The 14,335-nt window shown below is 65.1% G+C and carries 1 protein-coding gene; it reads left to right on the forward strand.

What is annotated here, in order from left to right; translation table 11 throughout:
* Window positions 1-292: 292 nt before the first annotated feature.
* Window positions 293-14,332: a non-ribosomal peptide synthase/polyketide synthase gene (locus AB4N92_RS23765; protein ID WP_460128404.1), complete on the forward strand. Its 14,040-nt coding sequence runs from the start codon at window positions 293-295 to the stop codon at window positions 14,330-14,332.
* Window positions 14,333-14,335 lie beyond the last annotated feature (3 nt).

Genomic DNA, 14,335 nt, shown 5'->3' on the forward strand with positions numbered 1-14,335 from the left:
CGACGCAGCAGCGTGACGAGTTCGGGCCAGGTAAATGCCATGTGCTCATCGAGCAGTTTGGCGAGCAGCTTGTTTTGGGCAAGGCGTTTCCTGCGTGTAACTAAATTCAGTTGCAAAAAGTGGTGTTCGTCAATGCTAGCCCGACGTTGTGCGGTCTTCCTGAGACTGATGTAACCCTTGATGACACCTCGCCTTGCGCCTCCCATCCCCCCGCTAATTTTTCCCTCTCCGGTTCGTTTTATAGGGACGACGTGCCTTTGTGCTTCCTGCCTATTGCTCCGGACTCCAAGAAATGAATGCTGAAGACTCCTTGAAACTTGCTCGCCGGTTTATCGGGTTACCCCTGGAAAAACGCCAACTGTTCCTGCAGGCCTTGCAGAAAGAAGGCGTGGACTTTTCCCGGTTTCCGATTCCGGCAGGGGTGCAATTGGAGGATCGCCAGGCGCTGTCCTACGCGCAGCAGCGCATGTGGTTTCTCTGGCAATTGGACCCGGCCAGCGGGGCCTACAACCTGCCGGGTGCCGTGCGGCTCAAGGGCGCGTTGAGCCTTAATGCGCTGGAGCAGGCGTTTGCCAGCCTGGTTGCGCGCCACGAAACCTTGCGCACCGTGTTCCAGCGCCAGGCGGATGAACGCCTGTTGCAGGTGGCGGCCGACACGTCGTTGACCGTCGAGCAACTCGATCTGAGTCACCTGGCCCTCGCCGAGCGTGAAGAGGCCGTCAACGCCGCTGCGACCCGTCAATCGCTGCTGCCGTTCGACCTGGAAAACGGCCCGCTGCTGCGCGTGCAACTGCTCAAACTCGACGCCCAGGAGCACGTGTTGCTGCTGACCCTGCACCACATCGTCTCCGACGGCTGGTCGATGAACGTGCTGATCGACGAGTTCATCCGCTGCTACGACGCCCATGAGCGCAGCCAGGCCCCACAATTGCCGGCCTTGCCGATCCAGTACAGCGACTACGCCCTGTGGCAGCGCCGCTGGCTCGAAGCCGGCGAGCAGGCGCGTCAGCTGGAGTACTGGCAGGCGCGCCTGGGTGATGAGCACCCGGTGCTGGAGCTGCCCACCGACCGCCCACGCCCGGCCATGCCGAGCTATCAGGGCACGCGCCATGATTTTGCGATCAACCCGCAGCTGGCCGCGCAATTGCGCACCTGTGCGCAAAAGCACAACGTCACCCTGTTCATGCTGTTACTCGGCGCGTTCAACGTGCTGCTGCATCGTTACACCGGGCAGGGCGATATCCGCGTCGGCGTGCCGATCGCCAACCGCAACCGCACGGAAGTCGAAGGCCTGATCGGCTTTTTCGTCAACACCCAAGTCCTGCGCACCGAGCTGACCGGGCAAACCCGTATCACTGAGCTGCTGCAAAGCATCAAGGAACACGCACTGGGCGCCCAGGCCCATCAGGAGTTGCCGTTCGAGCGGCTGGTGGAAGCGCTCAAGGTCGAGCGCAGCCTCAGCCATACGCCGCTGTTTCAGGTCATGTACAACCACCAGCCAGTGGTGGCCGACATTGCCGGCGTCAGCACCGCCTCCGGCCTGGAGCTGGCGCTGGTGGAGTGGCAAGGCCGTACCACCCAGTTTGACCTGACCCTCGACACCTATGAAAAATCCGGCACCCTGCACGCCGCGCTGACCTACGCCAATGACCTGTTCGACGCGCTGACCATCGAGCGCATGGCCGGGCATTGGATCCGCCTGTTGCAGGCCATGGTGGCGGACGGCACGCAGCGTATCGGCGAGTTGCCGATGCTGGCCGCAGATGAACAGCAATTGCTGGTCCACGCGTGGAACCAGACCGCCGAGGCGTACCCGACCGAGCGCGGCATCCATCACCTGATCGAAGACCAGGTGCAGGCCACGCCCGACGCGCCGGCGCTGGTGTTCGGCACCACGACGCTGACCTACGCCCAGCTGGATGCGCGTGCCAACCAGCTGGCCCATGCCCTGCGCGAGAAGGGCGTAGCCCCGGACGTGCTGGTCGGAATCTGCATCGAGCGCTCCATCGAAATGGTGGTCGGTCTGCTGGCCATTCTCAAGGCGGGTGGCGCCTACGTTCCGTTGGATCCTGAATATCCCCAGGAACGCCTGGCCTACATGATCGAGGACAGTGGCATTCAGTTGTTGCTCAGCCAGCACAGCCTGTTGCCAGTGCTGCCTGTCGAGGGTATCCAGGTGATTGCCCTGGACCAGCCTGCCAGTTGGCTCGATGGCTACAGCGCCGAGTCGGCAAACGTCCCCCTTCACGCGCTGAACCTGGCCTACGTGATCTACACCTCGGGCTCCACCGGCAAGCCCAAGGGTGCCGGTAACAGTCATCGCGCACTGGTCAACCGCCTGTGCTGGATGCAGCGGGCCTACGGTCTGGATGCCCGCGATGCGGTCCTGCAGAAAACCCCGTTCAGCTTCGACGTCTCGGTGTGGGAGTTTTTCTGGCCGTTGATGACCGGCGCACGCCTGGTGGTCGCGGCCCCTGGCGAGCATCGCGAACCGGCCCGCCTGATCGAGACGATTGGTCGGCACGGCATCACCACGCTGCACTTCGTGCCCTCGATGCTCCAGGCGTTTATCCATGAGCCCGGAGTGCAGGCCTGCACCAGCCTCCAGCGCATCGTGTGCAGCGGCGAAGCCTTGCCGCTGGATGCGCAATTGCAAGTGTTTGCCAAGTTGCCTCAAGCCGGGCTGTTCAACCTCTACGGCCCGACCGAAGCGGCCATCGACGTCACCCACTGGACCTGCGTCGACGAAGGCGCCGACAGCGTGCCCATCGGCCGTCCAATCGCCAACCTCGGCACCTACGTGCTCGATGCCCAGCTCAACCCGGTGCCCGCTGGCGTCAGCGGCGAACTCTACTTGGGCGGCATTGGCCTTGCCCGCAGTTACCACCGGCGCCCGGCGCTCACCGCAGAACGTTTTGTGCCCAGCCCCTTCGGTGACGGCGCGCGTCTGTATCGCACGGGCGACCGCGTGCGTCAGCGGGCCGACGGGGTGATTGAATACCTTGGCCGTCTCGATCACCAGGTCAAGCTGCGCGGCCTGCGGATCGAGCTGGGTGAAATCGAGACACGCCTGATGCAACACCCCTCGGTGCGCGAAGCCGTGGTACTGGTGCAGGGTGGCAAGCAACTGGTGGCGTACCTGGTGCTGGAGGACACTGCGCCGGTCGACCTCAAAGCCTGGCTGCTCAGCAGCCTGCCCGAGTACATGGTGCCCAGCCATATGGTGCCCCTGGCCAAGCTGCCCGTGACCGCCAACGGCAAGCTCGACCGCAAGGCCCTGCCATTGCCGGATGTCGCGCCACAGCAGGCCTTTGTCGCCCCGGAAGACGACCTGCAGAAAGCCGTGGCGGCGATCTGGAGCGATGTGCTGGGTGTGGAACAGGTCGGCCTGGACGACAACTTTTTCGAACTGGGCGGCGATTCGATCATCTCCATCCAGGTGGTCAGCCGTGCGCGCCAGGCGGGTATTCGCCTCAGCCCACGGGACCTGTTCCAGTACCAGAGCGTGCGCAGCCTGGCGCTGGTGGCGACCTTCGAGCAGGCGACTGCTATCGATCAGGGGCCGGTGACCGGCGAGGTGATCCTCACGCCCGTCCAACACAGCTTTTTCGAGCAGGCGATCCCGGCGCGTCAACACTGGAACCAGTCGTTGCTGCTGACCCCGCGTGAAGCCCTTGAGCCCGCGCGCCTAGAGGCCGCCTTGACTCGGTTGATCAACCACCACGACGCCCTGCGCCTGCGTTTTGTGCAGCAGGCAGACGGTTGGCGACAAGCTCACGCCGAGCCGGTTGCCACCGCGTCGTTGTGGCAATCCCAGGTTGCTGACGAGGCCGAGTTGGCCGCGCTGTGCGACGAGGCGCAACGCAGTCTCGACCTCGAACAGGGCCCGCTGCTGCGCGCGGTCCTGGCCGTGATGGCCGACGGCACCCAGCGCCTGCTGCTGGTGGTGCACCACTTGGCGGTGGACGGTGTGTCGTGGCGCATCCTGCTCGAAGACTTGCAACAGGCCTATCGCAACGCCGCGTTGCCAGCCAAGACCAGCGCCTACCAGCTGTGGGCGCAGCAGTTGCAGCGCCATGCACAGACGCTGGACGAGCAACTGCCGTATTGGCAAGCGCAGACCGCGAGTGCCGATCTGCCGTGCGACAACCCCCAGGGCGGCCTGCAAAATCGCCTGGGCAGCCTGCTGGAGATCCGTCTCAGTGCCGAACACACTCGGCAACTGCTGCAAGATGCCCCGGCGGCCTACCGCACCCAGGTCAACGACCTGCTGCTGACCGCGTTGGCACGGGTCATCAGCCGCTGGAGCGAACAGCCCGCCGCGCTGATCCAGCTGGAAGGCCATGGCCGTGAAGACCTGTTCGACTCGGTTGACCTGAGCCGCACCGTCGGCTGGTTCACCAGCCTGTTCCCTGTGCGCCTGCACGCCGATGGCGAGCTGTCGGCGGCGATCAAATCGGTGAAGGAGCAACTGCGCGCCGTGCCGCACAAAGGCATTGGCTACGGCCTGTTGCGCTACCTCGGCACGCCTGACGCCCGCGAAGCGTTGTCAGCCTTGGCCGCGCCACGCATCACCTTCAACTACCTGGGCCAGTTCGACCGCCAGTTCAATGAGTCGGCGCTGTTCGTCCCGGCTACCCAGGGCAGTGGCCAGGCCCAGGACCCGCAGGCGCCGCTGGCCAACTGGCTGACCGTGGAAGGGCAGGTGTATGGCGGTGAACTCGCTTTGCAGTGGGGATTCAGTCGCGAGATGTTCGACGTGGCGACGGTCCAGCGCCTGGCCGATGACTACAGGGCGGAACTCCAGGCCCTGATCGAACACTGTTGCGCCACGCCGGCGGGGCAGGTCACGCCTTCGGACTTCCCTCTGGCACGCCTGACCCAGCAGCAACTGGACGGCTTGCCCATCGCCGGGCCGGCGATTGCCGATCTCTACCCATTGTCGCCGATGCAGCAGGGCATGTTGTTCCACACCCTGTATGAGCCTGAGGCCGAGGCTTACATCAACCAGTTGCGCCTGGACATCGAAGGCTTGGACCTGCTGGCGTTCGGCCGTGCCTGGCAAGCCGCGCTGGACCGCCATGACATTCTGCGCAGCAGCTTCCACTGGCTTGGCCTGGACAGCGCCCATCAGGTGATCCAGCGCCAGGTCGATGTGCAGTTGCATGTGATCGAAGACATCGACGCCGACTGCGATGCGCTCGCCGTGGCCGAGCGCGAGAAAGGTTTCACACTGAATGCAGCGCCGCTGTTTCGCCTGATGCTGGTACGCGGTGCCGGTACGGCCTGGCACCTGATCTTCACCAGCCACCACATCCTCATGGACGGCTGGAGTAACGCGCAGTTGCTGGGTGAGGTCATCGCTCATTACGCCGGGCACGCCGTGCCAGCGCCGCTGGGGCAGTTCCGCGATTACCTGGGTTGGCTGCATCAGCAAGCTTCGGGCGAGACGTTCTGGAAAGCCACTCTGGCACCGTTGCAAACGCCCACCTTGCTGGCGCAGGCGCTGCGTGTACCGACCGAAGGCAAAGGCATGGCTGAGCATCAGGTGCTGCTGGGCGACGACTTCACGCGTGCCCTCGGCGAGTTTGCCCGCCGCCACAAAGTCACCCTCAACACCGTGCTTCAAGGCGCCTGGAGCTTGTTGCTGCAGCGCTATACCGGGCAGGACTGCGTGGCCTTTGGCGCCACGGTCGCGGGGCGCTCGGCACCGTTGCCGGGAATCGAACAGCAACTGGGCCTGTTCATCAACACGCTGCCCATTGTCAGCGCGGCCTCGCCAGCGCTGTCGGTGGCCGGTTGGCTGAGCGAACTGCAAGCGCTCAACCTGAGCTTGCGCGACCACGAACATGTGCCGCTCTACGACATCCAGGACTGGGCGGGGCAGCAGGGCGCTGCGTTGTTCGACACCTTGTTGGTGTTCGAAAACTTCCCGGTGGCCGAAGCCTTGAAACAAGGCGCGCCCGCCGGCCTGACGTTCGGACGCCTGCACAACCATGAGCAGACCCACTATCCGCTGACGCTGGGGATCGAGTTGGGCGCCAGCCTGCGCCTGGAGTTCGGCTACGACCAGGCCCGATTCAGCGCGCAGCAGGTTGCTCGACTGAGCGGCAACCTGCATCACCTGCTGGTGCAGATGCTCGCAGACGCCCAGGCACCGCTTGGCAACCTGCGCCTGCTCGACGCCGCTACTCACCGCGACGTGCTCGCTCATAGCCGGGCGACCGGTGCCGCCCCGCGCCAGCTGCGCGTGCACGAGCGTATCGCCGCCCAAGCTGCCGCCACGCCTGACGCGCTGGCGGTACAAGCGGGCGACGCGCGCCTGAGCTACGCACAGCTGAATGACCACGCCAACCGTCTTGCCCATCGCCTGCTGGCGCTGGGTGTTGGCCCAGGCCAGCGCGTCGGCCTGGCGGCCCGACGTGGCCCGCAGTTGATCGTCAGCCTGCTGGCGGTGCTCAAAAGCGGCGCCGCCTATGTGCCGCTGGACCCGAACTATCCGACCGAACGCCTGGCCTACATGCTGGCGGACAGCCGCCTGGACCTGCTGCTCAGCGAAACCGGGCTGCTGGCCGACCTGCCACTGCCCCAAGGGCTGGCGCGTTTGGACTTCACCGCGTCGGGCGCAGAGTTGGCCGACTACCCGTCGACCCCTCCCGCCAACCATGCCGCCGCTGCCGACCTGGCCTATGTGATCTACACCTCCGGCTCGACCGGGTTACCCAAGGGTGTGGCTATCGACCATGCCGCCCTCAGCCAGTTCTGCGACAGCGCCGAGGCTTACAGCCGCTTGAGTGCTTCTGATCGCGTGCTGCAATTTGCGACGTTCAGCTTTGACGGCTTCGTCGAGCAATGCTACCCGCCGCTGTGTGTGGGCGCGGCGTTGATCATGCGCGGCGATGAGCTGTGGGATGCCGGGCAACTGGCCCGCGAAATCGTCGAGCAGGGCGTGACCCTGGCGGACTTGCCGGCTGCGTACTGGTATCTGCTCGCCAAGGAATGCGCCGTCGACCGACGCACCCTGGGCAACCTGCGCCAGGTCCACGTGGGTGGCGAGGCGATGTCGGTGGAAGGGCTGCGCGCCTGGCACACTGCCGGTCTGGGCGGCGTGCGCCTGGTCAACACCTACGGGCCCACCGAGGCCACCGTCGTGTCCAGCGTGCACGACTGCCAGTTGGCGGACGCCAGCGATGCGTTTGGCGTGCCGATTGGCCGGGCCATCGAAGGCCGTGCCTTGTATGTGCTGGACAGTGGTTTCGAACTGCTGGCCAGCGATGGCGTGGGCGAGCTGTGCATCGGCGCCGAGCACGGCCTGGCGCAATGCTATTTTGACCGCCCGGCGTTGACCGCCGAGCGCTTCCTGCCGGACCCGTTTTCCGCCGTGCCGGGTGCACGGCTCTACCGCAGTGGCGATCTGGCCCGTTACAACGAGGCGGGTGCGCTGGAGTACGTCGGGCGTATCGACCATCAAGTGAAAATTCGCGGTTTCCGCGTGGAAATGGGCGAGATCGAAGCCAGCCTGCAAGCCTTGCCGTCGTTGCGTGAAGCGGCTGTCATCGCGCAACCGAGCGCGACGGGCACGCAATTGGTGGCGTATGTGGTGCCCGTTACGGCGCAGACGCTCGACCCGCAAGCATTGGCGGCCACCTTGCGCCAGTCCCTGCCGGACTACATGGTGCCGGGGCAATGGGTCATCCTTGAGGCCTTGCCGTTGAACAGCAACGGCAAGCTTGACCGTCGCGCATTGCCGGCGCCGGACCTGAATCAAGCGCGCCAGGCCTACCTGGCACCGCAGAATCCCCTTCAATCGCGATTGGCCGTCATCTGGCAAGCGGTGTTGCAAGTGGAACAGGTGGGCCTCAACGACCACTTCTTCGAACGCGGCGGCCATTCGTTGCTGGCGACCCAAGTGGTCTCGCGGGTGCGTCATGACCTGAAGCTGGAAGTGCCGTTGCGCGCACTGTTCGAACAACCGACGCTGGAAGCGTTCGCAGCCGCTTGCGCCGGGTTGCAGACCGCCCCGGCGCTGCCGCTGGTGGCGGTGACGCGGGACCAGCCGCTGGCGCTGTCGTTCGCCCAGGAGCGCCAATGGTTCCTCTGGCAACTGGACCCGACCAGCGCGGCTTACCACGTGCCGAGTGCACTGCATCTGCGCGGACGCTTGGACGTCGCGGCGCTGGAGCAGGCGTTCCAGGTTCTGGTGCAGCGCCATGAGCCGCTGCGCACCACTTTTATGGAAGAGGGCGAGCACACCTGGCAAGTGATTCATCCGCGCTTGGCGATGCCGATCGAACGCCAGCGGGTCGCGGCGTCGGCGATCGAACACGCGGTGGCGCAGGAAATCCAGCGTCCGTTCGACCTGGTCAATGGCCCGCTGATGCGCGTCAACTTGCTGGAGGTCGAGGCCGAGCACCATGTGCTGGTGATCACCCAGCACCACATCATCTCCGACGGTTGGTCGATGCAAGTGATGGTCGACGAGCTGGTGGCGCTCTATCAGGGCCAGGCTGAGTTGCCTGCGCTGCCGATCCAGTACGTCGACTATGCCCAGTGGCAACGTGACTGGATGGCGGCCGGTGAAAAACAGCGCCAACTCGACTACTGGCGCACCCGTTTGGGCACCGAGCATCCGGTGCTTGAGCTGCCGCTGGATCACCCGCGGCCGGCGCTGCAAAGCCATCGTGGCGCACGCCGGCAAGTCCAGCTCGACAACGCGCTGGTCGCTGAGCTTAAGGCGCTGGCCCAGCGTCAGGAAGTGACCCTGTTCGTGCTGCTGCTGGCGTCGTTCCAGACCTTGCTGCATCGCTACAGCGGCCAGTCCCGGATCCGTGTCGGCGTACCGATCGCCAACCGTAATCGCCTGGAAACCGAGCGCCTGCTGGGCTTCTTCGTCAACACCCAGGTGCTGCAAGCCGACGTGCACGGGCAGATGGCCTTCGACCAATTGCTCGCCCAGGTCAAGCAGCAGGCCCTGGACGCCCAGGCGCATCAGGACCTGCCGTTCGAACAACTGGTCGAAGCCCTGCAGCCGGAGCGCAGCCTTAGCCATAACCCGCTGTTCCAGGTGATGTTCAACCACCAGGACAACCTGCGTGCAGCCCCGCTGCAATTGCCGGGCCTGGACCTGCAAGCGGTGGATTGGGCCGGGCACAGCACCCAGTTTGACCTGAACCTGGAGACCGAAGAGTCCGCCGAAGGCCTGTGGGCGTCCCTGACCTATGCCACCGACCTGTTCGATGCCACCACCGTCGAGCGCCTGGCCGAGCACTGGCAAAACCTGTTGCGCACCGTGGTGAACGATGCGTCCCAGGCCGTGGATGAGCTGGCGATGCTCAGCGCACCGCAATGGCAACAGATGGTCGAGGCCTGGAACGACACGTCGGTGGATTATCCCCGCGAGCGTTGCGTGCACACGCTGTTCGAGGCCCAGGCACTGGCACAACCGGACGCGCTGGCGCTGCAGTTCAATGGTCAGGCGCTCAGCTACGGCGAACTCAACCGCCGCGCCAATCGCCTGGCCCATCGCCTGATTGCGGCGGGCGTAGGCCCGGACGTGCTGGTGGCGGTGCATGTCGAGCGTTCGCTGGACATGGTGATCGGCCTGTTGGCGACCCTCAAGGCGGGTGGCGCGTATGTGCCGCTCGACCCGCAGTTCCCGGCGGACCGCTTGGCCTTCATGCTTGAAGACAGCCGTGCGCGAGTGTTGCTGACCCAGTCGCACCTGGACGGCAGCCTGGCGCACCCGCAGGGTGTGCAGGTGCTGATGGTCGAGGCGGATGACGACGCCGCCGAGCACGACCCGCAGGTCAACGTCACGCCGGAACACCTGGCCTACGTGATCTACACCTCCGGCTCCACCGGCACGCCCAAGGGTGTGATGGTGCGCCACCAGGCGCTGTGCAGCTTCACCTGCGGGATGGCCGGCACCCTGGACATCGGTGCTGACGCCCGCGTCTTGTCGCTGACCACCTTCTCGTTCGACATCTTCGCCCTGGAGCTGTACGTGCCGCTGACGGTCGGCGCCACCGTGCTGCTGAGTGGCCAGGAACTGGCCCTCGACCCCGAAGCCATCATCGACCTGGTGCACAGCCAGTCTGCCAACGTCCTGCAAGCCACGCCGTCGACCTGGCGCATGCTGCTGGAGAGCCCGCGTGCCCAGCTGCTGCGCGGTATCAAATGCCTGTGCGGCGGCGAAGCACTGCCGTCGGACCTGGCCCAGCGCCTGCTCGACCTGCAAGGCCCGCTGTGGAACCTCTATGGCCCGACGGAAACCACTATCTGGTCGGCAGCCCATCGTCTGCACGAGGCCCAGCCTTTGGTCGGGCGGCCTATCGCCAATACCGCGTTGTTCATCCTCAATGCCGGCTTGACCCCAAGCCCGGTGGGCGCGGCCGGTGAGTTGCTGATCGGCGGCGTCGGCCTGGCGCGCGGTTACCACGAGCGCCCCGCGCTGACCGCCGAGCGATTTGTGCCTAACCCGTATGGTGCGCCGGGCGAACGCCTGTACCGCACCGGCGACCTGGCCCGCTACCGCGCCGACGGTGTGGTGGAGTACATCGGCCGGGTCGACCATCAGGTCAAGGTGCGTGGGTTCCGTATCGAACTGGGTGAAGTCGAAGCCTGCCTGCGCGAGCAGGCCGGTATACGCGAAGCCGTGGTCCTGGCCGACAACGATCGTTTGATCGCCTACCTGGTCAGCTCCGCGCCCGACGCGCCGGAGGTCTACAAGGCGGCCCTGCGCGAGCGCCTGCCGGACTACATGGTGCCGGCGCACCTGATGTTCCTCGACAGCCTGCCCCTGACCCCCAATGGCAAGCTCGATCGCAAGGCATTGCCGGCGGTGGACGCGGCGCTGTTGCGCACCGGTCATGTGGCGCCCGTGACGCCGCGTGAACAGCAGGTCGCGGCCATTTGGGCCGACGTGCTGGACCTGCCGCAGGTCGGTCTCGATGACCACTTCTTCGAACTGGGCGGGCATTCGCTGCTGGCCACACGGGTAGTCTCGCGGGTTCGCCAGGCACTGGCGCTGGAAGTGGCGCTCAAGACTCTGTTCGAACACCCGCTGCTGGTTGACTTCGTGCAGGCCCTGGGCGAGGAGGGCGTGGTTGCGCCGGCCTTGCTCAAGGCCGACCGCCGCCAACCGCTGCCGCTGTCCTACGCCCAGGAACGCCAATGGTTCCTCTGGCAACTGGACCCACACAGCACCGCGTACCACATCCCCAGCGCCTTGCGTTTGCAAGGGCAGCTTGACCTGGGGGCGCTGCAACGCAGTTTCGATACCTTGCTGGCGCGCCATGAAAGCCTGCGCACCCATGTGCGCCAGGACGCCGCGGCTACCGTGCAGGTGATTGAGGACTCGGGCCTGATCGAAATCGACCTGGCCGACACCGATGAAGCCAGCCTCAAGGCACGGGTCGCTGAGGTGGTCGCGCAGCCGTTCGAGCTGCTGCGCGGGCCGCTGCTGCGGGTCAAACTGCTGCGCCTGGCGGCTGATGATCATGTGCTGGTGCTGGTGCAGCACCACATCGTCTCCGATGGCTGGTCGATGCAACTGATGGTCGAGGAACTGGTGCAGCTGTATGCCGCCTTCAGCCACGGCCACATGCCAGACTTGCCGGCCTTGCCGATCCAGTACGCCGACTACGCCCTGTGGCAGCGCAACTGGATGGAGGCCGGCGAGAAGGCCCGCCAACTGGCGTACTGGCAGGCCCAGTTGGGTGGCGTGCAGCCGGTACTGGAGTTGCCTTTCGACTACCTGCGCCCGGCGGTACAAAGTCACCGTGGCGCACGCCTGGGAATCGAGTTGCAACCGCAACTCTTGGCCGGTTTGCGCCGCTTGGCCCAAGGCGCCGGTGTGACGTTGCCGATGGTGCTGTTGGCGTCCTACCAGGCGTTGCTGCACCGCTACAGCGGCCAGGAAGACGTGCGCGTGGGCGTGCCGATTGCCAACCGCAATCGCCTGGAAACCGAGGGGCTGATCGGCTTCTTCGTCAACACCCAGGTGCTCAAGGCCGATATCCACGGGCAGATGAGTGTCGTGCAACTGCTGCAACAGGTACGCCAGCGTTCTCTGGAGGCCCAGGCCCACCAGGACCTGCCGTTCGAGCAACTGGTAGAAGCCCTGCAACCCGAGCGCAGCATGAGCCTGAGCCCGCTGTTCCAGGTGCTGTTCAACCATCGCGTAACCTCGGCTGCCCATCACCTGCAGCGCCTCACCGAACTCGATGTCGAGGTGCTGAGTTGGGATGAAGGCGTGGCCCAGTTCGACCTGGCACTGGATGTGGAGGAAAGCCAGGCGACCCTGCGGGCTTCCCTGAACTACGCCACCGACCTGTTTGCGCCCGCCACGATTGAACGCATGGCCGGCCACTGGCAGAACCTGTTGCAGGCGATGGTCGCCGACCAACAGCAACCCATCAGCCAACTCAACCTGCTGGGCCAGGACGAGCAACACCACATTCTTCAACTGTGGGACCAGACCGACGCCGGCTTCTCGGCCAAGCGTCTGGTCCACGAATTAGTCGCCGACCGCGCCCGGGAAAACCCGGATGCAGTTGCGGTGAAATTCGACGCACAAACCCTGAGCTATGGCGAGCTGGACCGCCAGGCCAATCGCTTGGCCCATGCATTGATCGCCCGTGGCGTCGGCCCCGAAGTGCGCGTGGCGATTGCCATGCCGCGCAGCGCCGAGATCATGGTGGCGTTCCTGGCGGTGATGAAAGCCGGTGGCGTCTACGTGCCGCTGGACATCGAATACCCGCGTGATCGCCTGCTGTACATGATGCAGGACAGCCGCGCGCAGTTGCTGCTGACCCACACCCGTGCCTTGCAGCAACTGCCGATCCCCGACGGCCTTGATAGCCTGGCAATTGATCGTACCGAGGAATGGGCAGGCTTCAGCGACACGGCTCCGCAGGTAAAACTGGACGGCGACAACCTCGCCTACGTGATCTACACCTCCGGCTCCACCGGCATGCCCAAGGGCGTGGCGGTGTCCCACGGCCCGTTGGTGGCGCACATCATTGCCACCGGCGAGCGTTATGAAACATCGCCGGCCGATTGCGAACTGCATTTCATGTCGTTTGCCTTTGACGGCTCCCACGAAGGCTGGATGCACCCGCTGATCAACGGCGCCAGCGTGCTGATTCGCGATGACAGCCTGTGGCTGCCGGAGTACACCTACCAGCAGATGCATCGCCATCACGTGACCATGGCCGTGTTCCCGCCGGTGTACCTGCAACAGTTGGCCGAACATGCCGAGCGCGACGGTAACCCGCCCAAGGTTCGTGTGTACTGCTTCGGCGGTGATGCCGTGGCCCAGGCCAGCTATGACCTGGCTTGGCGCGCACTCAAGCCGACCTACCTGTTCAATGGCTACGGCCCGACGGAAACCGTGGTCACGCCGTTGCTGTGGAAAGCGCGCAAGGGCGACCCCTGCGGAGCCGTCTACGCGCCGATCGGCACACTGCTGGGCAATCGCAGCGGCTACGTGCTGGATGCGCAACTCAACCTGCAACCCATCGGCGTCGCCGGCGAGTTGTACCTGGGCGGTGAGGGCGTGGCCCGGGGTTATCTGGAGCGTCCGGCCCTGACCGCCGAGCGTTTTGTGCCGGACCCGTTCGGCAAGCCCGGCAGCCGTGTGTATCGCAGCGGCGACCTGACCCGTGGCCGCCCGGATGGTGTGGTGGATTACCTCGGTCGCGCCGACCATCAAGTGAAAATCCGGGGCTTCCGTATCGAGCTGGGCGAGATCGAAGCCCGTCTGCGCGAACAGGACAATGTCGGTGAAACCGTCGTGGTGGCCCATGAAGGCCCGACCGGCAAACAACTGGTCGCCTACGTGGTACCGGCAGACACCCTCCTGGCCGATGAAAGCGAGTTCCGCGACAGCCTGCGCCGCGCTCTGAAAACCCACCTGCCGGACTACATGGTGCCGACGCACTTCATGTTCCTGGCGCAAATGCCGCTGACCCCCAACGGCAAACTCGACCGCAAGGGCTTGCCCGAACCGGACGCGAGCCTGTTGCAACAGGCCTATGTGGCCCCCGAAACCGAGCTGGAACAGCAGATCGCCGCGATCTGGGCCGACGTGCTGCGCCTGCCGCAGGTGGGCCTGAACGACAACTTCTTCGAAGTGGGCGGCCATTCCCTGCTGGCGATCCAGATCACCTCGCGGGTCCAGGCCGAACTGGGCCTGGAAGTGCCGTTGCTGGAAGTGTTCCAGACCGAAACGCTGCGCGCCTATGTACAGGCCGCCGCCACCTTCCGCGCCGGCAGTGCGGAAGATTTTGATGACCTTCGTGACTTTTTGAGCGAACTAGAGGCGATTTGACCC

Source organism: Pseudomonas sp. S3_A09, assembly GCF_054668065.1.